This is a genomic window from Comamonas sp. DB36, assembly GCF_057914905.1.
In genome coordinates, this window is sequence record NZ_CP196631.1 from 1,427,076 (window position 1) to 1,452,057 (window position 24,982).

Genomic DNA, 24,982 nt, shown 5'->3' on the forward strand with positions numbered 1-24,982 from the left:
GCTTTTTCATTGCAGTGCGGTCGCCAGCGCGCTGGCCGTGAGCGCCAGATGTGTGGGCCAGCGGTCGGCCGCCGCGCCATGGGTGTACACGGCGTCGCTGGCCGCATGGTGGGGCGCAAGCCCCTGCGCCAGGCGCGCGCCTATCAGTCCGGCGAGCACATCGCCCGTGCCTGCCGTGGCCAGTCGCGCATTGCCGGTTGGATTGATGATAGTCCGCCTGCCCGGCGTGGCGGTGACCGAGCCCGAGCCTTTGAGCACCACGGTGCAGAGATGGCGATCCGCGAGCGCCTGCGCGGCGGCGAGCCGGTCGGCCTGCACCTGGGTCGTGGTTGTCTGCAGCAGGCGCGCGGCCTCGAGCGGGTGGGGCGTGAGCACGGTGGCCTGGCCCGCGCTGGCGCGGGCGCGCAGCGCCGCCGCCAACGCGCTGTCGCCGGCGATGGCATTGAGGCCGTCGGCGTCGAGCACCAGGCGCGCGGCCTGGGCGAGCACGCCGGGCAGTACGGCGCGCACGGCTTCGCCGCCGCCGCAGCCGCAGACCACGGTCAGATCGGGCAGGCGCAAGGCATCGATGCGGCGCAGCATCAGTTCGGGCCAGGGCGGGGCCAGCGTCAGGCCTTCGTCGAGCAGCGCCACCATGACCCGGCCCGCGCCGCCGAACACCGCCGCGCCGGCGGCGAGAAAGGCCGCGCCGGTCATTCCCATGCCGCGCGCGGCCAGGCCTTCTCCGCCTATCACCGCGACATCGCCGAAGCTGCCTTTGTGGCTGGCGTGCCGCGCAGCGCCACGCGTGCCTGCGTGCGGTTTGCGGCCATCGATTCCCAACTGTGCCGTGGGCGCAGGCGCCTGCGCGCCGCAGCCCAGGTCGTCGAACCAGACGCTGCCGCAGGCGTCGCGCCCCTGGGCGGTGAACAGCCCGGGCTTGAGCGTGAGCAGGCTCAGCGTGTGGCAAGGTCCAGGACGCGGCGAGTCGGGTGCGAATCCCGGGGCGTATTGGCCGGTATCGGCGTCCAGCCCGGAAGGAATGTCGACCGCGAGAAGCGCTGCCGCGCTGGTGTGCAGTTGATCGAGCAGCGCACGCAATGCCGGCCCTGGCGGGCGCGCGCACGCCGCGCTGAGCCCTATGCCCAGCAGGGCGTCGATGCACAGGTCGCGCGGGCCGAGGTCGGCAGGCGGTCCGGGTGCGAACACCACGCCCGCGGCGACCGCGCGCTGCCAGGCCGCGCGCGCGTCGGCAGGCGCGCTGCCCGGCTGGCCCAGCCAGGTGACGCTGACGTTGCGGCCGGACTGGTGCAAGAGGGCTGCGGCCTCGAGGCCGTCGCCGCCGTTGTTGCCGCTGCCGCAGGCGATCCAGATGTGGCGCGCATGCGGCGCGAGCGCCATCGCCAGGCGCGCGCTGGCCGCGCCCGCACGCTGCATCAGGCAATGTGTGGGCAGGCCGCTGGCGGCCGCGGTTTCCAGCGTGCGCGTCGCGGCCACGCCGTGCAGCGCGTGCGCTGTGTCGGAGGAAATGTGTTCCATGGCCCCAGCATAGCCGGGGCGGGATTCAACGCAACAGCAGTCCGCTGGTATCGATTGCGGGCGCGCGTCCCGAGATCAGGTCGGCGAGCAGCTGGCCCGATCCATGGGCCATGGCCGCGCCGTGGTTGCCGTGGCCCAGGTTGAGCCAGACGCCGGGCAGGCCGCTCGCGCCCAGCAGCGGTGCGCCGTCGGGCGTCATGGCGCGCGTGCCGCGCCAGGTCTGCACGCCTTGCGACGGCTGCATGCCGCCGGGAAACCAGTGGTTGAGCGCGTCATAGAGGCGCTGCAGGCTGGGCGCGTGGTGCGCGGCCGAGGTGCCGATCTCGGCGCCGCCGCTCGCGCGCACGCGTTGGCCCAGCCGCACCAGCATGATCTGGCTGTCCCAGTCGACGACAGCGCAGCGCGGCGCATGCACGGGTTCGCGCATGGGGGCGCTGACCGTGTAGCCGCTCAGGCCGACCACGGGCAGCTTCAGGCCCAGCGGGCGCAGCAGCGCGGCGCTGTCGGCGCCGGCGCAGACCACGAGCGCGTCGTGCACGCGCGGCGCGGCCTCGCCCGCGAGCTGCACGCCCGCAGGCGCATGGCGCAGCCGGGTGATGCGCGCGTCAAACACGAACTGCACGCCCATCTGCTGGGCTTCGATGCGCTGCAACTGCACCCAGAGACGGGAATTCGCCGTGGTGGCGCCGGGCAGGTTCAGTGCGCCGATCAGCGTGAAGTCATGCGCCAGGCCCGGCTCGAGTTGGCGTGCCTGGGCCGCGTCCAGCCGCTGCACTGCCACGCCCGCGTCGGCGAGTACCGCGAGCGCGGGCTGCAGCCGGGCCAACGTGGCTTCGGTGCGCAGCACGACCATGGCGCCGGTCTGCGATTGCAGCTCCTGGTCGAACGCCGTGCCTTCGCTGTCGCGCAGCGCGCGGCTGTATTGGGCCAGGCGTTCGATGGCGGCGAGTGCCGGGTGCACGCTTTCGGGCGCGCTGCGCACGCGCTGCCCGGCCTGGCGCCAGCGCCACAGCCATGTCAGATCGGCGCGGCCCAGCCCGCTGCCTATGCGCAGCAGCGCGGGGTGCTGGCGCAGGCCGGGCGAGGGCGCAAGGCCCGGAGCGCTCCAGGGCTGGAGCAGGGCGGGCGCGAGCCAGCCCGCGGGCGCGAAGCTCGCGCCTTCGGCGGCACTGCCGTTCTGGTCGTAGACCGTGACGGCGTGGCCGTCGCGTGCAAGCGCGTGCGCAGTGGCGATGCCGGCGGCGCCGGCACCCACGATGGCGATATTCATGAGAGGGGTGTGATCAGGGAATTGCGGCCCGCAGCGCGGCAAGCGCTACGAGGCCGCGAGTATGCCTTCGATCTGCAGACCGATGTCGAGAACCGCATCATCGTGCAGTGCGCCGTGCCAGACCATCAACCCTACGGGGAGCTCGCCTTGCATGTGGCAAGGCAGCGACAGCGCGCAGCCGTCGAGCATGTTGACCACGCTGGTGTTGCGCAGCAGCAGGGTATTGGCGCGCTGGAAAGCCGCGTCGCGCTGGGCGTCGAGCGCCGCGTCCAGGCCGTCGGCGGGAGCGACGCTGTCGATTGTCGGCGCGAGAATCGGCACCGTGGGCGACAGCAGTGCGTCATAGCCGGCCAATGCCCGCTCCATGCGCGCTATCCACTGGTTGCGCGCGCTGTGCAGGTCTATGTAGTGCGCGGCGCTCATGCCCGCGCCGCGCTCGATGCGGCTGCGCACGCGCGGGTCATAGGGCAGGCCCAGCGCGTCGGCGCGCGTCAGCAGCGGGCGGTGCCAGGCATAGCTTTCGGCGCCCGAGAAGCTGCCGTGGTCGTTGATGTGGTTCAGTGTGTCGGTTTCGGGCAGCTCGATCTCGTCGATGCGCGCGCCCGCGGCGCGCAGTTGCGCGAGGCTGCGTTCGAAAGCCAGTGCCACGGCAGGCTCGAGGTCGTCGAGAAACAGCTGGCGCGGCACGGCCAGGCGCCAGTCTGCCATGCCCGCGGCAGCGCGCGTGACGGTGCGCGCCGCAAGGATCTCATGCACAAGAATGGCATCGCGCACGCTGCGCGTGATGGCGCAGGCGGTGTCCAGCGTGGGTGACAGCGGGATGGTGCCGCTGGTGGGGGTCAGGCGCGCGGTGTTCTTGAAGCCGACCAGCCCATTGAGCGCCGCGGGAATGCGGATCGAGCCGCCGGTGTCCGAGCCCAGTCCCACATAGGCCGCGCCGCTGGCGACCGAAACCGCCGCGCCCGAAGACGAGCCGCCGCTCACGCGCGCCGGGCCGGGCAGCGCGCCGAAGCGGGCGTCCAGCGCCGCGGGCGTGCCGTAGTGCGGGTTGACGCCCACGCCCGAGTAGGCGAACTCGACCATATGGGTACGGCCTATGATTGCCGCGCCGGCCGCACGCAACCGCGCCACGGCCAGGCAGTCTGCGGCCGCAGCGGGCGCATCGGCCAGCACGCGCGAACTTGCCGCGCTGCGTGTGCCCTGGATGTCGAAAAGGTCTTTGACCGAGATCGGCAGGCCGGCCAGCGGCAGCTGCGGCGCGGCGCGCGCGGCGCTGCGCATCGCGCTCTCGAACAGCGTCTGCGCAAACACATGGTCGCAGACCGGCGAGCGCGCCGTGGCGATCGCGGCCTGGAGCAGATCGGTGGCGCGGCATTCGCCGCTGCGCACGTTGGCGAGTGCCGAGCAAAGATCAGAGTGCATGCTTGTGGTAGAATTTTTCGGCTTTGCTGAGTGCTGCCTTGCGGCATGCAGCGCTGGGCGCGTTTTTCGCGTCCGCCGCCGCGTCTGACGCACAGTGTGCCCCAGCGGCAAGCAGCAAAGCAAATAGCAAACCAGTCCCCTCAAGGTGTTGCCCTCACGGGCAAATGTCGGGCTGGATTTTAGACCCAACCTTTGGAGTATTCATATGTCCGTCACTATGCGCGAAATGCTGGAAGCCGGTGTCCACTTCGGTCACCAAACCCGCTTCTGGAACCCCAAGATGGCTCCGTTCATCTTCGGTCACCGCAACAAGATTCACATCATCAACCTGGAAAAGTCGCTGCCGATGCTCCAGGCTGCGCAGAAGTTCGCCAAGCAGCTGTCCGCCAACCGCGGTACCGTGCTGATGGTCGGCACGAAGCGCCAGGCCCGTGAGCTGGTGGCTGCTGAAGCCCAGCGCGCTGGCGTGCCTTACGTCGACCAGCGCTGGCTCGGCGGCATGCTGACCAACTTCAAGACCGTCAAGACGTCGATCAAGCGTCTGAAGGACATGAAGATCCAGCAGGAAGCCGGCCTGGAAGCGATGAGCAAGAAGGAACAGCTGATGTTCGCTCGCGAACTCGAAAAGCTGGAAAAGGACATTGGCGGCATCCAGGACATGAACGGTCTGCCTGACGCCATCTTCGTGATCGACGTGGGCTTCCACAAGATCGCCGTGGCCGAAGCCAAGAAGCTGGGCATCCCCCTGATCGGTGTGGTGGATTCGAACCACAACCCCGAAGGCATCGACTACGTGATCCCTGGCAACGATGACTCGGCCAAGGCCGTGGAACTGTACGCCAAGGCCATCGCTGACGCGATCATCGAAGGCCGTGCCGACGCCGTCAACGACGTCGTCAAGGCCGTGGCTGCTGAAGGCTCGGACGAATTTGTGGAAGTGCAAGAGTCGGCTGCCTAAAGTCCGGCAACGCGACCTGTCGCGAAAAGGAAGCGGGGCTCTGGTAGCCCCCTTTTTTTAGCCTCAATACTTGTAACGAATCGAACTGAAACCGGAGAATTAAGATGGCTGTTATTACCGCAAAACTGGTGGCTGAACTGCGTGCTAAGACCGACGCACCGATGATGGAATGCAAGAAGGCACTGACCGAAGCCGACGGCGATCTGGTCAAGGCTGAAGAGCTGCTGCGCGTCAAGCTCGGCACCAAGGCTGGCAAGGCCGCTTCGCGCATCACCGCCGAAGGCGTGGTTGCTACCTACATCAACGGCAACGTCGGTGCGATGGTCGAAGTCAACAGCGAAACCGACTTCGTCTCGAAGAACGACAGCTTCCTGGCCCTGGCCGATGCCGCTGCCAAGCTGATCGCCGAGCACAACCCCGCCGACCTCGAAGCGCTGGCTGCACTGCCCTACGAGCAGGATACTTTCGGCCCCACGCTGGAAGACGTGCGCAAGGGCCTGATCGGCAAGATCGGCGAAAACATGTCGTTCCGCCGCTTCAAGTACTTCAGCGGCAGCAACCTGGCTTCCTACCTGCACGGCTCGCGCATCGGCGTGGTCGTCGAATTCGAAGGCGATGCAACGGCTGCCAAGGATGTGGCCATGCACGTGGCGGCAATGAAGCCCGTGGCCCTGAGCAGCGCTGAAGTGCCTGCCGACCTGATTGAAAAAGAGCGCACCGTGGCCACCGCCAAGGCCGCTGAATCGGGCAAGCCCGCCGACATCGTCGCCAAGATGGTCGAAGGTTCGGTGCAGAAGTACCTCAAGGAAGTTTCGCTGAACAACCAGGTCTTCGTGAAGGCCGCTGACGGCAAGCAAACCGTCGAGCAGATGCTCAAGGCCGCAAACACCACCGTCAAGGGCTTCACCCTGTACGTGGTCGGCGAAGGCATTGAGAAGAAGGTGGACGACTTCGCTGCTGAAGTGGCTGCCCAAGTGGCTGCTGCCAAGGCTGGCGCTTAAGTCATCCGTAGACCGTTTTCTTTCCCCTGATCCCATTTTTTACCGTACGGAGTATTTTTCATGACCCACGCAGCACCAGCCCACAAGCGCATCTTGCTCAAGTTGTCTGGTGAGGCGCTCATGGGCGACGACTCCTTCGGCATCAACCGGGCCACCATCGTTCGCATGGTGGAAGAGATCGCTGCCGTCACCCGCGTGGGTGTGCAGGTGGCGGTCGTTATCGGGGGCGGAAACATCTTTCGTGGCGTGGCGGGCGGCTCCGTAGGAATGGACCGTGCAACGGCCGACTACATGGGCATGCTGGCCACGGTCATGAATGCCCTGGCCCTGGCCGATGCCATGGACAAGCAGGGCCTGACGGCCCGCGTGATGTCGGCCATTGCGATCGAGCAGGTGGTCGAGCCTTACGTGCGCCCCAAGGCGCTGCAGTACCTCGAAGAGGGCAAGGTCGTGGTGTTCGCCGCTGGTACGGGCAACCCGTTTTTCACCACCGACACCGCCGCCGCGCTGCGCGGTGCGGAAATCGGTGCCGAAGTCGTGCTCAAGGCGACCAAGGTGGATGGCGTTTATACGGCCGATCCGTTCAAGGACCCTGAAGCAACCCGCTACACGAAGCTGAGCTTCGATGAAGCCATTTCGCGCAATCTGGGCATCATGGATGCAACCGCTTTCGCGCTGTGCCGCGACCAGAAGCTGCCGGTGCGGGTGTTCTCCATCGTCAAGCATGGAGCGCTGCTGCGCGTGGTGATGGGCGAAGACGAAGGCACCTTGGTGTACGCTTGAGCATCATGCACCACGCAGGTGCATAGCCGATCCCCGAGGAATAGACATGACGATTGCTGACATCAAGAAAACCACCGAAGCCAAGATGGACCAGTCCATCACGGCGTTCAAGAACAACCTGGGCAAGATCCGTACGGGCCGTGCCAGCGCCGGCATGCTCGACAGCATCATGGTCGAATATTACGGCTCCATGGTGCCGCTGACGCAGGTGGCCAACGTGTCGCTGCTCGATTCGCGCACGCTGAGCGTCCAGCCCTGGGAAAAGCCCATGGGAGCCAAGATCGAAAAGGCCATCCGCGAAAGCGATCTGGGCGTGAACCCTTCGTCGCTGGGCGATCTGATCCGCGTGCCCGTGCCGCCGATGAGCGAAGAGCGCCGCAAGGAAATGACCAAGCTGGCGCGCAATGAAGCCGAAGGCGCGAAGATCGCCATCCGCAACCTGCGCCGCGATGCCAACGATTCGGTCAAGAAGCTGGTCAAGGAAAAGCTCGCGTCCGAAGACGACCAGAAGCGCGCCGAAACCGACGTGCAGAAAGTGACCGACCGCCACATCGCTGAAATCGATCAGCTGGTGGCGGCCAAGGAACAAGAGATCATGGCGGTTTGACAGGTCACGTCACCGTAGATCACGCCTTGCAGACGTTCACCGAACTTTCCGTGCCCGCGCATGTTGCCATCGTCATGGATGGCAACGGTCGCTGGGCCAAGCGCCGCTTCATGCCCCGGCTGACGGGGCACGCGCAAGGCGTCAAGGCCTTGCGCCGCTGCGTCAAGGCCTGTCTCGAGCGCGGAGTGAAGGTGCTCACGGTGTTTGCGTTTTCCTCGGAGAACTGGCAGCGGCCCGAAGACGAGGTCTCCGGCCTGATGGGCCTGCTCACTTCGGCGCTGGGCCGCGAAGTGGCGCAGCTGGGCCGCGAAGGCGTGCAGCTGCACTTCGTCGGTGAACGCCGCGGCCTGAGCGAGCGCATCTGCGCCGGGCTCGATGTCGCCGAGCGCGAAACGGCGCACAATAGCCGCCTGGTGCTCAATATCTGTTTCAATTATGGCGGACGCTGGGACATCACCCAGGCGGCAGCCGGTCTGGCCGCCCGCGGCGAGCCCATCACCGAAGCCAGCCTGAACGCGGCCATGGGGCTGGCGCATGTCGCCGATCCCGATCTGCTGATACGCACGGGCGGAGAAATGCGCATCAGCAATTTCCTGCTGTGGCAGCTGGCCTACTCGGAACTGTTTTTCAGCCCTGTCCTGTGGCCCGACTTCGACGAAGCGGCATTGGACGAGGCTTTTGCTGCCTACGGCGCGCGCGAGCGCCGCTTTGGCAAAACTTCTGCACAAATTCAGTCGGCCCCTCCCGCGCAGTTGCCGGTCTGAGAAAGGGAACCATGCTCAAGCAGCGTGTCATTACCGCTCTGGTCCTGCTGGCTATTCTTCTTCCCGCATTGTTCTATCCGGACCCGCTGCCGTTCTCGGTGGTGGTGCTGGTATTGATGACCGCGGGTGCCTGGGAGTGGGGGCGCATGCACGGCCTGGGCCAGGCCGGCGCGAGCGCGCTGGGTGCGGCCTGCCTGCTGCTGTGTGGCCTGAGCTGGTATCTGGGCTGGCTTGAGCAGCCGCTCAATCGCCTGTGGCTCATAGGCGGCAGCCTGTGGGTGCTCCTGGGCGCGGCGCTGCTGCGCGCGGGCGTGGGCGCCTGGGCGCGGGTGCCGCTGGCGCTGCGCCTGGTCGGCGGCGTGCTCGCGCTGTGGCTGGCCTGGCTGGCCGTGCTGCAGGCGCACCGCATGGGTGTCAATTTCCTGCTGTCGGTGCTGCTGCTGGTCTGGGTGGCCGACATCTTTGCCTATTTCGCGGGCCGCGCTTTCGGCCTCAAGTTCACGCGCAACAAGCTCGCGCCTTCGATCAGTCCCGGCAAGAGCTGGGAAGGGGTCTGGGGCGGCATGGCCGGCGTGCTGGTGCTGGCCGCGGTCTGGGTGCTCGTCGACCGCCAGCTGGGCGCGACGCTGCCTAGCTTCTATTCTCTTTTGCTGCGCCAGGGCCTGTGGTTCCTGGTGCTGGCCGTGGTGTTCATGGGAGCCATGAGCGTGGTCGGCGATCTTGTCGAGTCGCTGGTCAAGCGCAGCGTCGGTGTCAAGGACAGCAGCGCGCTGCTGCCGGGCCACGGCGGCGTGCTCGACCGCATCGATGCGCTGCTGCCGACTCTGCCATTGGCCATGATGCTTTCTTCTTTTGTAAATCCATGAAACAACGTCTCACCATTCTCGGCTCTACGGGCTCTGTCGGCACCAGCACGCTGGATGTCGTGTCGCGCCACCTCGAGGATTACGAGGTGTTTGCGCTGAGCGCAGCGACCCAGGTCGAGCTGATGCTGGCGCAGTGCGCGCAGTTCAAGCCGCGCTTCGCGGTGATGGCCAGCCCGGCCCATGCGCGCGAACTGGCCGAAAAGATCAAGGCCAACGGCCTGGCGACCGAAGTGCTGCAGGCGCCCGATGCGCTCGAGCAGATTGCGGCGCATGAAGACGTAGACGCCGTCATGGCAGCGATTGTCGGTGCCGCGGGCCTGGGGCCCTGCCTGGCCGCAGCCCGGGCCGGCAAGCGCCTGCTGCTGGCCAACAAGGAGGCGCTGGTCGTCGGTGGCGCGCTGTTCATGGACACCGTCAAGCGCCACGGCGCGACGCTGCTGCCCATAGACAGCGAGCATTCGGCGATCTTCCAGTGCCTGCCCGAGGACCGCACGACCTGGGCGCAGCGCGTGGACAGCATCCTGCTCACGGCCTCGGGCGGGCCGTTTCGCGCGCGCGATCCCGCGAGCCTGTCGCAGATCACGCCCGAACAGGCCTGCGCCCATCCGAACTTCTCCATGGGCCGCAAGATTTCGGTCGACTCCGCGACGATGATGAACAAGGCGCTGGAGGTCATCGAGGCGCGCTGGTTGTTCGACATGGCGCCCGATCAGATCAAGGTGGTGATCCACCCGCAGCAGATCGTGCACTCGATGGTGCAGTTCAACGATGCCTCGGTGCTGGCGCAACTGGGCACGCCCGACATGCGCGTGCCGATTGCCTGCGGCCTGGCCTGGCCCGAGCGCATCACGAGCGGCGCGGCGCGGCTGGACTTCTCCAAACTCAGCGCGCTCACGTTCGAGGACGCCGATGCCCAGCGCTTTCCGGGCCTGCACCTGTCCTGGCAGGCGCTGCGCGCCATCGAAGGCACGACCACGGTGCTCAACGCGGCCAATGAAATGGCCGTGGATGCCTTTCTGCAGCGCCGGCTGACTTTCGACCGCATCCATGCGGTCAACCTCGAGACGCTCGAGAAGATGCAGCTGCCGCAGGCTCCGGGCTCGCTCGAAGACCTGCTGGCCGTCGATGCCCAGGCGCGTGCCTGCGCGAACGCCGCGGTCGAACGCTGGGCGCTGGCCTGAACGGCCGGGCCCGACCCTCTTTTTTTCGAGATAGGCGCCACCCATGTTGATGACTGTCCTCGCTTTCGCGCTGGCGCTGGGCGTGCTGATCGCCGTGCACGAGTACGGCCACTACCGCGTCGCGGTGGCCTGCGGCGTCAAGGTGCTGCGTTTCTCGGTGGGCTTCGGCAAGCCCTTGCTGCGCTGGACGCCCAAGGGTTCGTCGACCGAGTTCGTGCTGGCCGCGTTTCCGCTCGGCGGCTATGTGCGCATGCTCGACGAGCGTGAAGCACCGGTGGCCGAAGGCGAGCGCCATCTGGCGTTCAACAACAAGCCCTTGCGTGCGCGCGCGGCGATTGTCGCGGCCGGCCCCGCGGCCAACCTGCTGCTCGCGGTGCTGCTGTATGCGGGTGTGAACTGGATAGGGGTGCAGGAGCCCAAGCCCTATGTGGCCAGCCCGCCGGCCGGCTCGCTGGCCCAGGCTGCGGGCCTCAAGGGCGCGGAGCTGGTGCAGGCCGTGGCGCGCGGCGATGGCCCGCTCGAGCCCGTGGTGTCGTTTGACGAGCTGCGCTGGGCGCTGGCGCGCGCAGCGCTCGAAGGCCAGGATGCACGCCTGCAGATCGTGCGGCCACAGACCGCCGCGGCGACCGAGCTCAAGCTGCCGCTGGGAACGCTGGAAACGCGCGAAGCCGACGAAAAACTGTTCGAGCGCATAGGCGTGGTCGCGCCCTGGACGCCGGCCGTCATGGGCGAACTGCTGCCCGACGGCGCGGCCCGGCGCGCAGGCCTGCGTGAAGGCGACAAGGTGCTCGCCGTGGGCGCGGTCCCGGTGGTCGACGGCCAGCAATTGCGCGGCCTGATCCGCGCCTCGGTGCGCGGCACCGAAGCCGTGGCGCAGGACTGGCGCATAGAGCGGGGCGGTCAGCCCATGCAGCTGTCGGTACGCCCGGATGCGGTGCAGCAGGACGATCAGTGGGTGGGGCGCATAGGCGCATTCGTGGGCGCCGCGCCCGAAATGACGCTGGTGCGCCGCGGCTTTGTCGAAGGCCTGCAAAATGGCGCGCAGCGCACCTGGGATCTGTCGGTATTGACGCTGCGCATGATGGGCCGCATGGTCATCGGTGAAGCGTCGCTGAAGAATATCAGCGGTCCGCTGACGATTGCCGACTATGCGGGCAAATCGGCCAGCATGGGCTTCACGCAGTACCTGGCTTTCCTCGCGCTGATCAGCGTGAGCCTGGGTGTTCTCAACCTGCTGCCCCTGCCCGTTTTGGACGGCGGGCACCTGATGTATTATCTTTGGGAAGGCGTGACGGGCCGGCAGGTGTCCGAAGCTTGGATGGAAAGATTGCAGCGTCTCGGCGTGGCTGTGCTGCTGCTGATGATGTGCATCGCCTTTTTCAACGATATCAACCGGCTCTTGGGCTAACTAATTTTGCCGAATTTTGCCAAGCAAGTCGGCGGCAATTCACTCATGAAAAAACACATCAATCGCTTAGGCGCGCGTACCGCTTCGGCCTTGACCGCCATGGTTCTTGCGGCCAACGCCGCCTGGGCACTGGAGCCTTTCAAGGTCCAGGACATCCGCGTCGAAGGTCTTCAGCGGGTGGAAGCGGGTACCATTTTTGCGTCCATCCCCCTGCGTGTGGGTGATGATTACAACGACGAAAAAGGCTCGGCCGCGATCCGTGCGCTGTTCGCTCTGGGCCTGTTCAAGGACGTGCGTCTCGAAGCCAACGGCAACGTGCTCACGGTGGTCGTAGAGGAACGTCCGACGATTGCCGACGTCAACTTCGCCGGCACCAAGGAGTTCGACAAGGACACCTTGAAGAAAGCCATGCGCGACGTGGGTCTGGCCGAAGGCCGGCCTTTCGACAGCGCGCTCGCCGACCGCGCCGAGCAGGAACTCAAGCGCCAGTACATCAACCGCAGCCTCTATGGCGCGGAAGTCGTCACCACCGTGACGCCCATCGAGCGCAACCGCGTCAACCTGACGTTCACGGTGACCGAAGGCGAACCCGCGAAGATCAACGAGATCCACGTGGTCGGCAACAAGGCCTTCAGCGAATCCACGCTCAAGGGCCTGTTCGACCAGGACACCGGCGGCTGGCTCAGTTGGTACACCAAGTCCGACCGCTATGCGCGCTCCAAGCTCAATGCCGATCTGGAGACGCTGCGCTCGTACTATCTGCAGCGCGGCTATCTCGAATTCCGCATCGAGTCGACCCAGGTCGCGATTTCGCCCGACAAGCAGACGATTTCGCTCACGGTGAACATCCACGAAGGCGAACGCTATGTGGTGTCGGACGTCAAGCTCGAAGGCAACTACCTCGACCGCGACGACGAGTTCAAGTCCATGGTCACGATCAAGCCCGGCGAGCCCTACAACGCCGACCAGGTCACGCAGACCACCAAGGCGTTTTCCGATCACTTCGGCAACTTCGGCTTTGCGTTTGCGCGCGTCGAGGCCGTGCCCGAGATCGACCGCACCAACAACCGCGTGTCCATCGTGGTCAAGGCCGAGCCTTCGCGCCGCGCCTATGTGCGCCGCATCCAGGTCAGCGGCAACAACCGCACGCGCGACGAAGTGATTCGCCGCGAGTTCCGCCAGTTCGAAGCCTCGTGGTACGACGGCGACAAGATCAAGCTGTCGCGCGACCGCGTCGACCGCCTGGGCTTCTTCACCGAAGTCAATGTCGAGACCCAGGAAGTGCCCGGTTCGCCCGATCAGGTCGATATCGTCGTGTCCGTGGCCGAGAAGCCCACAGGCTCGTTGCAATTGGGTGCAGGTTTTTCAAGTGCTGAAAAAATCTCGCTGTCGTTCGGCATCAAGCAGGAAAACGTCTTCGGGTCCGGTAACTATCTGGGTATTGATGTAAATACCAGTAAATACCGCCGTACCCTGGTGCTGAGCACCACCGATCCTTATTTCACCAAGGAAGGCATCTCGCGCACGCTTGACGTCTACTACCGCACCGACAAGCCTTACGAAGACCAGGGCGGCAACTACGAACTCGTCACGGCCGGTACGGGCGTGCGTTTCGGCGTGCCGTTCAGCGAGCTCGACACGGTGTTCTTCGGCGCCGGCCTGGAGCAGACGCGCATCAAGCCGGGCACCAATATTCCCGCAGCCTATCTGGCCTATGGCGACACCTATGGCTATACCAGCACGGCCGTGCCGCTGACCATAGGCTGGTCGCGCGACAGCCGCGACAGCGCGCTCGCTCCCAATGCAGGCCGCTACCAGCGCCTGAACACCGACTGGTCGGTGGCCGGCGATGCGCGTTACGTGCGCGCCAACTACCAGATCCAGCAGTACGTGCCGCTGAGCAAGAAGTTCACGCTGGCCTTCAACGGCGAGCTGGGCTGGGGCAAGGGCCTCAATGGCCGGCCGTTCCCGGTGTTCAAGAACTTCTACTCGGGCGGCCTGGGCTCGGTGCGCGGTTTCGACCAGGGCACGCTGGGTCCGCGTGACGTGATCGGCTCGTCGCTCGGCGGCCCGAAGAAAGTCACGCTGAATGCCGAATTCATGGCGCCGCTGCCAGGCGCCGGCAATGACAAAACTTTGCGTGTGTTCACCTTTGTTGACGTCGGTAATGTGTTTGGCGACCGCGAAACGGTTGACTTCTCGCTGATGCGGGCTTCGGCTGGCATTGGTTTGAGCTGGATTTCCCCGTTGGGGCCATTGCGCTTGGCGTATGCTCATCCCGTGCGTAAATTCGCTGGGGATAAAATCCAGAAACTTCAATTCCAAATCGGAACGTCCTTCTAATGAAATCACTTTCTCGCCAAATCTCTCTGGCCGTGCTGATGAGCACCATGGCTCTGGCTGCGCATGCGCAAGAATTCAAGGCCGGGTTTGTCAATACGGACCGTATCTTCCGCGAAGCCACCACGGCCAAGGCTGCACAGGCCAAGCTCGAAGCCGAATTCTCCAAGCGCGAAAAGGAGCTGGTCGACGCCGGCAACACGCTCAAGACCGCTTCGGACAAGTTCGAGCGCGAAGCCCCCACGCTGTCGGAATCGCAGCGCACCGCACGCCAGCGTCAACTGGTCGACCAGGACCGTGAATTCCAGCGCAAGCGCCGCGAATTCCAGGAAGACCTGAACTCGCGCAAGAACGAAGAGCTGTCGCAAGTGCTAGAGCGCGCCAACCGCGTGGTCAAGACCGTTGCCGAAGCCGAAAAGTACGACGTGATCCTGCAGGAAGCCGTCTACATCAACCCCAAGCACGACATCACCGACAAGGTGCTCAAGGCGCTCAACGCCGCCAAGTGATCTGCTGCTGAAGACGTACAGACAGTGAGCTTGCTACTCGGGCAAATTGTGGGTGCGCTGGGGGGGACGCTGGAGCTGGCGGACAGCGATACGGAAATTTCCCGTATTGCTCCGCTGGACTCCGCAGGCGCGGGAGACTTGAGTTTCCTGAGCAATCCACGCTACCAGCAGCAACTGGCCGCCTCCAAGGCGGCCTGTGTCATTGTGGCGCCTGCCATGCGGGACGCTGCAATGCAACGTGGCGCCTGTATCGTGGCGCCCGATCCCTATGTGTATTTCGCGCGCGCGACCCAGTTGTGGAAGCGTCTGCACGAGCGCGCGCCGCTCAGCGGCGTGCATGCCAGCGCCGTGGTCGACCCCGAAGCGGTGATCGATCCAACGGCCTATGTAGGCCCGCTGTGCGTGGTCGAGCGCGGCGCGCGCATAGGCGCGCACACGGTGCTCAAGTCGCGCGTCACGGTAGGCGAGAACTGCGTCGTGGGTGCGCGCTGCCTGCTGCATGCGGGCGTGGTGCTCGGCTCCGACGGCTTCGGCTTCGCGCCCGAGCGCGGAACCTGGGTGAAAATCGAGCAGCTCGGCGCGGTGCGCATCGGTGATGATGTGGAAATCGGTGCCAATACCTGCGTGGATCGCGGCGCGCTCGATGACACTGTGATTGAAAACGGCGTGAAGCTGGATAATCTCGTCCAGATCGGACATAACGTCCATGTCGGACAGCATGTCGCCATGGCCGGGTGCGTGGGCGTGGCGGGCAGTGCGCGTATCGGTGCGCATTGCACCGTCGGCGGCGGCGCCATCGTTCTCGGGCATTTGCAATTGGCCGAAAATGTACATATCTCGGCGGCGACTGTGGTGACGCGTTCTTTGAACAAGCCCGGCGTCTATACAGGAATGTTTCCTGTCGATGAAAACAACAAATGGGAAAAAAATGCTGCCACTCTGAAGCAGCTGCACAGCTTGCGCGAGCGCATCAAGGCGCTTGAGCAGCAGCAGCCGCAGGGCAGCAAGATCGGAACGCAATGATGGATATCCACGCAATTCTCAAGCAACTGCCCCACCGCTACCCGTTTCTGCTGGTGGACAAGGTTCTGGAGCTCGAGAGCAACCAACGTATCAAGGCGATCAAGAACGTCACGTTCAACGAGCCTTACTTCCAGGGCCATTTCCCCGGCCGTCCCGTGATGCCCGGCGTGCTGATGCTCGAAGCATTGGCCCAGGCCGCGGGCCTGCTGGCGTTCGACGCCATGGGCAAGGTGCCGGACGAAAACAACATCTACTATTTCGTGGGCATCGATGCCGCGCGCTTCAAGCGCCCGGTCGAGCCCGGCGATCAGCTGGTGCTGGAAATCACCATCGACCGCGTGCGCGGCGGCATCTGGAAGTTCAAGGGCGTGGCCCGCGTCGGTGACGAAGTGGCCTGCGAAGCAGACCTGATGTGCACCATGCGGGCCGTGGGCTGAAAGCGCTGGGTTGGTCGTGAGCCGTATTCACTCTACCGCGCTGGTTGATCCGGCGGCCCAGCTCGACGCATCGGTGACCGTGGGTCCCTATGCGGTGATCGGTCCCGATGTGCGCATAGGCGTCGGCACTTCGGTGGGCGCGCATTGCGTCATTGAAGGCCATACGACGATAGGCGCGGACAACCAGATTTTCCAGTTTGCCTCGCTGGGCGCGCAGCCGCAGGACAAGAAGTACGCGGGCGAGCCCACGCGGCTGGTCATCGGCGATCGCAATACCATCCGCGAGTTCTGCACGTTCAATCTCGGCACGGTCCAGGACCAGGGGCTGACCCAGGTCGGCGACGACAACTGGATCATGGCCTATGTGCACATTGCGCACGACTGCGTCGTGGGCAATCACACGGTGCTGGCGAACAATGCCACGCTCGCCGGCCATGTGAAGGTCGGCGACCATGCAATTCTGGGCGGCCTCACGGGCGTGCACCAGTTCACGCAGATCGGCGCGCATGTGATGGCCGGTTTCGCCAGCCATATCTCGCAGGACGTGCCGCCGTTCATGCTGGTCGACGGCAATCCGCTGTCGGTGCGCGGCTTCAACCTCGAAGGCCTGCGCCGGCGCGGTTTTTCGCCCCAGCGCCTGGCCGCGGTCAAGCAGATGCACAAGCTGCTGTACCGCCAGGGGCTGACGCTCGAAGCCGCACGCCAGGCGATTGTCGCGCTGGCCGCGCAATTTCCCGAAGCCGTCGCCGATATCGACGCGCTGAGCGCGTTCATCGCCGGCTCCAGGCGCGGTCTCGCGCGCTGAACGGGAGCTTCCAATGACTGCAGCGCGTGTGGCGATGGTGGCCGGCGAGACTTCGGGCGACCTGCTGGCCGGCCTGATTCTCGACGGTCTCAAGACCCAGTGGCCGGCGCTGCAGAGCGCAGGCATAGGCGGCCCGCAGATGCGCGCGCGCGGCTTCGACGCCTGGTGGGACAGCCAGCGGCTGGCCGTGCACGGCTACAACTGGGAAGTGTTCCAGCGACTGGCCGAGCTGCTGCGCATACGCCGGCAATTGCGCGATCGGCTGCTGGCCGATCCGCCCAGCGTGTTCGTCGGCGTCGATGCGCCTGATTTCAATCTCGGGCTCGAAGCCGATCTGCGCGCCAAGGGCGTCAAGACCGTGCATTTCGTCTGCCCGTCGATCTGGGCCTGGCGTGCCAACCGCGTGGAGAAGATCCGCCGCGCGGCCGACCATGTGCTGTGCATTTTTCCGTTCGAGCCCGAGCTGCTCGCCGGCCATGGCATTGCGGCGACCTATGTAGGTCATCCGCTGGCCAGCGTGATTCCCCTTGCGCCCGATCGCCAGGCCGCGCGCCAGCGTCTGGGCCTGGCGCAGGACGCGCTGGTGCTGGCCGTGCTGCCCGGCAGCCGGACTTCCGAAATTCGTTATATCGCGCCCGCGTTCTTCGCGGCCGCAGCCCTGGTCAGCCAGGTATTTCCGGCGGTGGAAATCATCGTTCCGGCCGTGCCTTCGCTGATCGACACCGTGCGCCAGGCGGCGCGTGCCGCGGGCATCGAGGCGCGCATCCGCATTCTGTCGGGCCAGTCGCACGACGCGCTTGCGGCCTGCGACTGCACGCTGATTGCCAGCGGCACGGCCACCCTCGAAGCGGCGCTGTTCAAGCGCCCGATGGTGATCGGCTACCGCATGCAGTCGCTGAGCTGGCGGCTGATGCGCCGCAAGCAGCTGCAGCCCTGGGTCGGACTGCCCAATATCCTGTGCGGCGAGTTTGTCGTGCCGGAATTGCTGCAGGATGCCGCCACGCCCCAGGCGCTGGCCGCCGAGGTGCTGCGCTGGCTGCGCGCGCGCGATGATTCTCCTTCAACCATTGAGGCGCTGGAGCAGCGCTTCACAGCGCTGCACCATCTGCTGCGGCGCGATACCGCCCGATTGGCCGCTGATGCAATCCAGAAAGTTGTCTCTTCCACCTGAACAGGTCTGCTTGCCGTGGCATCCGCCCGGCCTGGTAGCCGGGGTGGATGAGGCGGGGCGCGGTCCTCTGGCCGGCCCGGTAGTGGCGGCCGCCGTGATTCTCGACGACCTGAACCCGATAGCGGGCCTGGCCGACTCCAAGAAGCTCACGGCCGCGCGCCGCGAAGCGCTGTTCGACGAAATCCGCGCGAAGGCGCTGTGCTGCTCGATTGCCGAAGCCAGCGTGCAGGAGATCGACGAGCTCAACATCCTGCAGGCCACGATGCTGGCGATGCGCCGCGCCGTCATGGGGCTGCGCCTCAAGCCCGTGCTGGTGCTGGTCGACGGCAACCGCATTCCGGTGCTCGACATGCATGCCGAAGCCATCGTCAAGGGCGATGCGCTGGTCAAGGCGATTTCCGCGGCGTCCATTCTCGCCAAGGTGCACCGCGACCGCTGGTGCGAGCGCCTGGACGCGCAATACCCCGCCTATGGCTTTGCCGGCCACAAGGGCTATGGCACGCCCGCGCACCTGAGCGCCTTGCAGGCGCATGGCGCCTGCCCCGAGCACCGCCGTTCGTTTTCGCCTGTCGCCCAGGTGCTGGCCCCTTCCTTTTCCTGAACTGCCATGACTTCACCTGTGACCGCCATCCATTCGCGTGACAACGCCTTCGTCAAGGAGTTGCGCAAGCTGTCGCACGACAGCACGGCCTACCGCAAGCAGGGTCAGGTCTGGCTCGAAGGCGACCACCTGTGCCGCGCGGCGCTGGCGCGCGGCCTGCGTCCCGCGGTGGCAGTGTTTGCCGAATCGTTCTGGCCCCAGGTGCCGGCCGAATGGGCCCAGGCCGCGGACAAGGTGGTGGTGCTGGCCGACGCGCTGTTTGCCGATATCAGCGGCCTCGAATCGCCGGCGCGCATGGGCTATCTGCTCGAATGGCTGCCGGGCCAGGCGCCGCAGGCCGGGCTGGCGACCGTGGTGCTGGACCGCGTGCAGGACGCGGGCAACGTGGGCTCCATTCTGCGCAGCGCCGCGGCTTTTGGTTTCCTGCAGGTGGTCGCGCTCAAGGGCACGGCCGCGCTGTGGAGTCAGAAGGTGCTGCGCGCAGGCATGGGCGCGCATTTCGGCCTGCATCTGGTCGAGTCGGCCGATGTGGAGGCGCTCGACGCGCTGCAGGTGCCGCTGATCGTCACCAGCTCGCACCAGGGCAAGCTGATCCAGCACACCCAGCTGCCCTGGCCCTGCGCCTGGGCCATGGGCCATGAAGGGCAGGGCGTGGGCGCGGCCGTCGAGGCGCGCGCAGCGCTGCAGGTGCGCATAGGCCAGCCCGGCGGCGAGGAATCGCTCAATGTGGCGGCGGCGGCGGCAATCTGCCTGCATGCGAGTGCGCTGACGGCGGCCGTATAGGTGCGGCCGGCCAGGTGCGGCCGGCGAGGTGCGGCCGGCGAGGTGCGGCCGGCGAGGTGCGGGACTGTAGGGCAGGCCGTTCATGGTTCGACGGGCTCACCACGAACGGTTTTCCCCGGTCGCCCTGAGCCTGCCTGCGCAGCCCGGTCGAAGGGTCAACGGCCTGCCCTAGGAAAAGATGCAAAAGCCTCTGGCAAGGCGCATCACAAACGCGCGCAACGTGCGCCTATAGGTCCTCTGCGCTCTCGGGTAATCCCGGGCGCGGCCACGGGCCTGTCATGGCACACGGCTATAATGGGCGGCTTTCAAGCATTCCACATCTACGCCTAGCGCCGCTTCGAGCCTTCCCCCGCAACACAAGCTATAGCCAGACTCACGTCTAGGCTCGCTGGGCGTAACCGTAATTAGAACCGGAGAACCCAGTGCTTTTGTCTCTCAAGGGATCCTTCCCCCCAGCCATCCTGGCGCTCGCAGACGGCACGGTCTTTATCGGCAACTCGATCGGTGCAGTCGGCACCACCGTCGGCGAAGTGGTGTTCAACACCGCGATCACCGGCTATCAAGAAATCCTCACCGACCCAAGCTATTGCCAGCAGATCGTGACCCTCACGTATCCGCACATCGGCAACTATGGTGTCAATGCCGAGGACATCGAGGCTGAAAAAGTCCACGCCGCAGGTTTGATCATCAAGGATCTGCCGCTGCTGGCAAGCAACTTCCGCTTGACCCACACCTTGCCCCAGTACCTGGTGCGCGAGAACACCGTTGCCATCGCCAACATCGACACCCGCAAGCTCACGCGCCTGCTGCGCGACAAGGGCGCGCAAAACGGTGCGATCGTCGGCCTGGCCGAAGGCGAAAGCGCGACCCCCGAGCGCATCGCGCAGGCCGTGGCTGCAGCCCAGGCCGCGCCGTCGATGAAGGGCCTGGACCTGGCCAAGGTGGTGTCGACCACCAAGACCTACACCTGGGACCAGACCGAATGGCAACTGGGACAGGGCTACGGCCAGCAGACCGCGCCGCGCTTCCACGTCGTCGCCTATGACTACGGCGTCAAGCTCAACATCCTGCGCATGCTCGCCGAGCGCGGCTGCAAGCTCACCGTGGTGCCCGCGCAGACGCCGGCCGCCGACGTGCTGGCAATGAACCCCGATGGCGTGTTCCTGTCGAACGGCCCTGGCGATCCACAGCCCTGCGACTACGCCATCCAGGCGACCAAGGAGTTGATCGAGGCCGGCGTGCCCACGTTCGGCATCTGCCTGGGCCACCAGATCATGGCCCTGGCTTCGGGCGCGACCACGTTCAAGATGGCCAACAGCCACCATGGCGCGAACCACCCGGTCAAGGACCTGGACACCGGCCGCGTGAGCATCACCAGCCAGAACCACGGCTTCGCGGTCGACATGGCATCGCTGCCGGCCAACCTGCGGCCCACGCACGTGAGCCTGTTCGACGGCACGCTGCAAGGCCTGGAGCGCACCGACAAGCCCGCGTTCTGCTTCCAGGGTCACCCCGAAGCATCGCCCGGCCCGCACGACATCGCCTACATGTTCGACCGCTTCACGGCACTGATGGCCAAGGCCCAGGAGAATAAATAATGCCAAAGCGCACAGACCTCAAAAGCATTCTGATCATCGGCGCCGGCCCCATCGTCATCGGCCAGGCCTGCGAGTTCGACTACTCGGGCGTGCAGGCCTGCAAGGCGCTGCGCGAAGAGGGTTACAAGGTCATCCTGATCAACAGCAACCCCGCGACGATCATGACCGACCCGGCCACGGCCGACGTCACCTACATCGAGCCCATCACCTGGCAGACGGTCGAGAAGATCATTGCCAAGGAGCGTCCCGACGCCATCCTGCCCACCATGGGCGGCCAGACCGCGCTGAACTGCGCGCTGGACCTGTGGCGCAATGGCGTGCTTGACAAGTACAAGGTCGAGCTGATCGGCGCCACGCCCGAAGCCATCGACAAGGCCGAAGACCGCCTGAAGTTCAAGGACGCCATGACCAAGATCGGTCTGGGCTCCGCGCGCTCTGGCATCGCCCACAGCATGGACGAAGCCTGGGCAGTGCAAAAGCAGATGGGCTTTCCCACGGTGATCCGCCCCAGCTTCACGCTGGGCGGCACGGGTGGCGGCATTGCCTACAACCCCGAAGAGTTCGAGACCATCTGCAAGCGCGGCCTCGAAGCTTCGCCGACCAACGAGCTGCTGATCGAAGAGTCGCTGCTCGGCTGGAAAGAGTATGAGATGGAAGTGGTGCGCGACAAGGCGGACAACTGCATCATCATCTGCTCGATCGAGAACCTGGACCCCATGGGCGTGCACACCGGCGACTCGATCACCGTGGCACCCGCACAGACACTGACCGACAAGGAATACCAGATCATGCGCAATGCCTCGCTGGCAGTGCTGCGTGAGATCGGTGTCGACACCGGTGGCTCCAACGTGCAGTTCTCGGTCAACCCCGTCGACGGCCGCATGATCGTCATCGAGATGAACCCGCGCGTGTCGCGTTCGTCGGCGCTGGCGTCCAAGGCCACGGGCTTCCCCATCGCCAAGGTCGCGGCCAAGCTGGCCGTGGGCTATACGCTCGACGAACTCAAGAACGACATCACGGGCGGCGCGACCCCCGCGTCGTTCGAGCCCTCGATCGACTACGTGGTCACCAAGATCCCGCGTTTCGCGTTCGAGAAGTTCCCCACCGCAGACAACCGCCTGACCACGCAGATGAAGTCGGTCGGCGAAGTCATGGCCATTGGCCGCACCTTCCAGGAATCGTTCCAGAAGGCGCTGCGCGGCCTTGAAGTCGGCGTCGACGGCATGAACGAGAAGACCCAGGACCGCGAGACGCTGGAAAAGGAACTGGGCGAACCCGGTCCCGACCGCATCTGGTACGTGGGCGATGCGTTCGCCATGGGCCTGTCGGTCGATGAAGTGTTCGCGCTGACCAAGATCGACCCCTGGTTCCTGGTGCAGATCGAGCAGATCGTGAAGATCGAACTGGAACTCGACGAGCTGTATGCCGCCAAGGGCGAAGGCGCGCTGGCCGCGCTCGACGCCGCGACGCTGCGCTCGCTCAAGCAAAAGGGCTTCTCGGACCGCCGCCTGGCCAAGCTGCTGCACACCACCGAGCATGTGGTGCGCGCCGCGCGCCATGCGTTCAATGTGCGCCCCGTGTACAAGCGCGTCGACACCTGCGCCGGCGAGTTCGCCACCGACACGGCCTACATGTACTCGACGTATGACGAAGAGTGCGAAGCCGCGCCCACCGACAAGAAGAAGATCATGGTGCTCGGCGGCGGTCCCAACCGCATCGGCCAGGGCATCGAGTTCGACTACTGCTGCGTGCATGCCGCGCTCGCCATGCGCGAGGACGGCTATGAAACCATCATGGTCAACTGCAACCCCGAAACCGTGTCCACCGACTACGACACCTCTGACCGCCTGTACTTCGAGTCGCTGACGCTCGAAGATGTGCTCGAGATCGTCGCCGTCGAGAAGCCCGCGGGCGTGATCGTGCAGTACGGCGGCCAGACGCCGTTGAAGCTGGCTCTGGGTCTGGAAGAAGCCGGCGTGCCCATCATCGGCACCACGCCCGACATGATCGACGCCGCCGAAGACCGCGAGCGTTTCCAGCAGATGCTGCACACGCTGGGCCTGCGCCAGCCGCCCAACGCCACCGCGCGCACCGACGCCGAAGCGCTGGAAAAGGCCGCCACGCTGGGTTACCCGCTGGTCGTGCGTCCCAGCTATGTGCTGGGCGGCCGCGCGATGGAAATCGTGCACGAGCAGCGCGACCTCGAGCGCTACATGCGCGAAGCCGTCAAGGTCAGCCATGACTCGCCGGTGCTGCTCGACCACTTCCTGTCGAACGCCATCGAATGCGATGTCGACTGCATCCGCGACGTCGAAGGCAAGGTCTTCATCGGCGGCGTGATGGAACACATCGAACAGGCCGGCGTGCATTCGGGCGACTCCGCCTGCTCGCTGCCGCCTTACTACCTGGCCAAGGACACGATCGAGGAAATCAAGCGCCAGACCGCGGCCATGGCCGAAGGCCTGAACGTGGTGGGCCTGATGAACGTGCAGTTCGCGATCCAGGAACGCGACGGCAAGGACGTGATCTACGTGCTGGAAGTCAACCCGCGCGCCTCGCGTACCGTGCCTTTCGTCTCCAAGGCCACGGGCATACAGCTGGCCAAGGTCGCGGCACGCTGCATGGTCGGCCAGACGCTGGCCTCGCAGGGCGTGACCAAGGAAGTGACGCCGCCTTACTTCAGCGTCAAGGAAGCCGTGTTCCCGTTCGTCAAGTTCCCCGGCGTGGACACCATCCTCGGCCCCGAAATGAAGTCGACCGGCGAAGTCATGGGCGTGGGCAAGACCTTTGGCGAAGCTTTCGTCAAGAGCCAGCTGGGCGCGGGCACGCTGCTGCCGCAGTCGGGCCGCGTGTTCCTCACCGTGAAGAACAACGACAAGGCGCGCGCCGTGAACATCGCGCGCGAGCTCGCCGCCATGGGCTTCGAGCTGGTGGCGACCAAGGGCACGGCCGCGGCCATTGCCGAAGCCGGCATCGCGGTGCAAGTGGTCAACAAGGTCACCGAAGGCCGTCCGCACATCGTCGACATGATCAAGATGGGCGACATCGCGATGGTGATCAACACCGTCGAGGAACGCCGCAACGCGATCGCCGACTCGCGCGCCATCCGTACCAGCTCGCTGCTGGCACGCGTGACCACCTTCACGACCATCTTCGGCGCCGAAGCCGCCGTCGAAGGCATGAAGAGCATGAACAACCTGGAGGTCTATTCCGTCCAGGAGCTGCATGCGCAGCTGGCCCAGGCCTGAACGCCGGGCCGGGTTATACCGGGTGAATGCCGCGCCAAACGCGGCATAATGAGCCCATGACCAGAAACCGCCGCGCGGCAACGTGCGGCGGTTTGCTTTTGGGGCGTGCGTTGGCCGCCCCGGGCTACGCAGCCCCGTGTCACGGGCATCCGCTGGTTTTTTTATGAATTGCCGCGCAAGCCGCGGAGCATGCTGAACGTGGAGATTCAACAATGACCACCATTCCTATTACCAAGCGCGGTGCGGAAAAACTCAAGGCCGAGCTGCACCGTCTGAAGACCATAGAGCGCCCCAGCGTGATCCAGGCGATCGCCGAGGCGCGCGCCCAGGGCGACCTGAGCGAAAACGCCGAATACGAAGCCGCCAAGGACCGCCAGGGCTTCATCGAAGGCCGCATTCTTGAAGTCGAGGGCAAGCTGTCGGCCGCGCAGATCATCGATCCCACGGCCGTGGACGCGGGCGGCCGCGTGGTGTTCGGCGCCACCGTCGACCTCGAGGACGAGAAGACCGGCGACAGCGTGACCTACCAGATCGTGGGCGAGGACGAAGCCGATCTCAAGCAGGGTCTGATCAACATCTCCAGCCCGATCGCGCGCGCGCTGATCGGCAAGGAAGAGGGCGATACCGCCGAAGTCCAGGCCCCGGGCGGCCTGCGCCGCTACGAAGTGGTGGCCGTGCGCTACCTCTGA

At 65.5% G+C, this 24,982-nt stretch carries 22 protein-coding genes; 19 read left to right on the forward strand and 3 right to left on the reverse strand.

Annotated features, from left to right (window positions below; genetic code table 11):
- Window positions 1–6 precede the first annotated feature (6 nt).
- Genes ACSVDO_RS06830 through ACSVDO_RS06840 form a run of 3 tightly spaced genes read right to left on the reverse strand, consistent with a single transcriptional unit; the run spans window position 7 to window position 4,210 of the window.
- On the reverse strand, window positions 7–1,518 hold the full coding sequence (locus tag ACSVDO_RS06830) for an NAD(P)H-hydrate dehydratase (protein ID WP_489595536.1): 1,512 nt from the start codon (window positions 1,516–1,518) through the stop codon (window positions 7–9).
- Window positions 1,519–1,543: 25 nt separating this feature from the next.
- The gene (locus ACSVDO_RS06835; RefSeq protein ID WP_489595538.1) at window positions 1,544–2,788 is read right to left on the reverse strand and encodes an FAD-dependent oxidoreductase; all 1,245 of its coding nucleotides are present in this window, start codon (window positions 2,786–2,788) and stop codon (window positions 1,544–1,546) included.
- A gap of 45 nt (window positions 2,789–2,833) precedes the next feature.
- Window positions 2,834–4,210, reverse strand: coding sequence for an amidase (locus ACSVDO_RS06840; RefSeq protein ID WP_489595540.1), 1,377 nt, complete (start codon window positions 4,208–4,210; stop codon window positions 2,834–2,836).
- 205 nt (window positions 4,211–4,415) lie between these two features.
- Between ACSVDO_RS06840 and rpsB the strand changes: the two genes are divergently transcribed.
- The 19 genes from rpsB (at window position 4,416) to greA (ending at window position 24,982) form a co-directional block, all read left to right on the forward strand.
- Complete coding sequence (gene rpsB, locus ACSVDO_RS06845) at window positions 4,416–5,168, forward strand: 30S ribosomal protein S2 (RefSeq protein WP_332538841.1); 753 nt, start codon at window positions 4,416–4,418, stop codon at window positions 5,166–5,168.
- Window positions 5,169–5,272: 104 nt separating this feature from the next.
- Window positions 5,273–6,169 carry a translation elongation factor Ts gene (gene tsf / locus ACSVDO_RS06850; protein ID WP_332538842.1) on the forward strand — a complete coding sequence of 299 codons (897 nt, stop codon included), beginning with the start codon at window positions 5,273–5,275 and terminating at the stop codon, window positions 6,167–6,169.
- A 60-nt stretch (window positions 6,170–6,229) separates the two neighbouring features.
- Window positions 6,230–6,952: a UMP kinase gene (gene pyrH, locus ACSVDO_RS06855; protein ID WP_213293203.1), complete on the forward strand. Its 723-nt coding sequence runs from the start codon at window positions 6,230–6,232 to the stop codon at window positions 6,950–6,952.
- Window positions 6,953–6,998: 46 nt separating this feature from the next.
- The gene (gene frr / locus ACSVDO_RS06860) at window positions 6,999–7,559 is read left to right on the forward strand and encodes a ribosome recycling factor (protein WP_332683670.1); all 561 of its coding nucleotides are present in this window, start codon (window positions 6,999–7,001) and stop codon (window positions 7,557–7,559) included.
- A gap of 74 nt (window positions 7,560–7,633) precedes the next feature.
- Entirely contained in the window at window positions 7,634–8,323 is a 690-nt protein-coding gene (gene uppS, locus ACSVDO_RS06865) for a polyprenyl diphosphate synthase (RefSeq protein ID WP_489596347.1), read from the forward strand.
- Between the two features lie 11 nt (window positions 8,324–8,334).
- A complete protein-coding gene (locus tag ACSVDO_RS06870) occupies window positions 8,335–9,189 on the forward strand; it encodes a phosphatidate cytidylyltransferase (protein WP_489595543.1) in 855 nt (284 codons plus the stop codon).
- Window positions 9,186–10,370: a 1-deoxy-D-xylulose-5-phosphate reductoisomerase gene (gene ispC, locus ACSVDO_RS06875; RefSeq protein WP_489595545.1), complete on the forward strand. Its 1,185-nt coding sequence runs from the start codon at window positions 9,186–9,188 to the stop codon at window positions 10,368–10,370. Before ACSVDO_RS06870 ends, ispC begins: the two co-directional genes overlap by 4 nt.
- Window positions 10,371–10,413: 43 nt before the next feature.
- Entirely contained in the window at window positions 10,414–11,778 is a 1,365-nt protein-coding gene (rseP, locus tag ACSVDO_RS06880) for an RIP metalloprotease RseP (protein WP_489595547.1), read from the forward strand.
- 45 nt (window positions 11,779–11,823) lie between these two features.
- Window positions 11,824–14,121 (forward strand): outer membrane protein assembly factor BamA, encoded by a 2,298-nt coding sequence (gene bamA / locus ACSVDO_RS06885; RefSeq protein ID WP_332538848.1) that lies wholly within the window; start codon window positions 11,824–11,826, stop codon window positions 14,119–14,121.
- Window positions 14,121–14,627: an OmpH/Skp family outer membrane protein gene (locus ACSVDO_RS06890; protein ID WP_332538849.1), complete on the forward strand. Its 507-nt coding sequence runs from the start codon at window positions 14,121–14,123 to the stop codon at window positions 14,625–14,627. Before bamA ends, ACSVDO_RS06890 begins: the two co-directional genes overlap by 1 nt.
- Window positions 14,628–14,651: 24 nt before the next feature.
- Window positions 14,652–15,650, forward strand: a complete 999-nt coding sequence (gene lpxD, locus ACSVDO_RS06895) for a UDP-3-O-(3-hydroxymyristoyl)glucosamine N-acyltransferase (protein WP_332549578.1) — start codon at window positions 14,652–14,654, stop codon at window positions 15,648–15,650.
- Window positions 15,647–16,087: a 3-hydroxyacyl-ACP dehydratase FabZ gene (gene fabZ / locus ACSVDO_RS06900; protein ID WP_213293195.1), complete on the forward strand. Its 441-nt coding sequence runs from the start codon at window positions 15,647–15,649 to the stop codon at window positions 16,085–16,087. Before lpxD ends, fabZ begins: the two co-directional genes overlap by 4 nt.
- Window positions 16,088–16,103: 16 nt before the next feature.
- Window positions 16,104–16,892: an acyl-ACP--UDP-N-acetylglucosamine O-acyltransferase gene (lpxA, locus tag ACSVDO_RS06905; protein ID WP_489595549.1), complete on the forward strand. Its 789-nt coding sequence runs from the start codon at window positions 16,104–16,106 to the stop codon at window positions 16,890–16,892.
- A gap of 13 nt (window positions 16,893–16,905) precedes the next feature.
- Complete coding sequence (gene lpxB, locus ACSVDO_RS06910; protein WP_332538854.1) at window positions 16,906–18,063, forward strand: lipid-A-disaccharide synthase; 1,158 nt, start codon at window positions 16,906–16,908, stop codon at window positions 18,061–18,063.
- Window positions 18,032–18,664: a ribonuclease HII gene (rnhB, locus tag ACSVDO_RS06915; RefSeq protein ID WP_332549577.1), complete on the forward strand. Its 633-nt coding sequence runs from the start codon at window positions 18,032–18,034 to the stop codon at window positions 18,662–18,664. Before lpxB ends, rnhB begins: the two co-directional genes overlap by 32 nt.
- 6 nt (window positions 18,665–18,670) lie before the next feature.
- Complete coding sequence (locus ACSVDO_RS06920) at window positions 18,671–19,447, forward strand: TrmH family RNA methyltransferase (protein WP_332538856.1); 777 nt, start codon at window positions 18,671–18,673, stop codon at window positions 19,445–19,447.
- A 422-nt stretch (window positions 19,448–19,869) separates the two neighbouring features.
- Window positions 19,870–21,045, forward strand: a complete 1,176-nt coding sequence (carA, locus tag ACSVDO_RS06925; protein WP_332538857.1) for a glutamine-hydrolyzing carbamoyl-phosphate synthase small subunit — start codon at window positions 19,870–19,872, stop codon at window positions 21,043–21,045.
- Window positions 21,045–24,293 (forward strand): carbamoyl-phosphate synthase large subunit, encoded by a 3,249-nt coding sequence (gene carB / locus ACSVDO_RS06930; RefSeq protein ID WP_489595552.1) that lies wholly within the window; start codon window positions 21,045–21,047, stop codon window positions 24,291–24,293. Before carA ends, carB begins: the two co-directional genes overlap by 1 nt.
- Before the next feature lie 212 nt (window positions 24,294–24,505).
- Window positions 24,506–24,982 carry a transcription elongation factor GreA gene (gene greA, locus ACSVDO_RS06935; RefSeq protein WP_332681642.1) on the forward strand — a complete coding sequence of 159 codons (477 nt, stop codon included), beginning with the start codon at window positions 24,506–24,508 and terminating at the stop codon, window positions 24,980–24,982.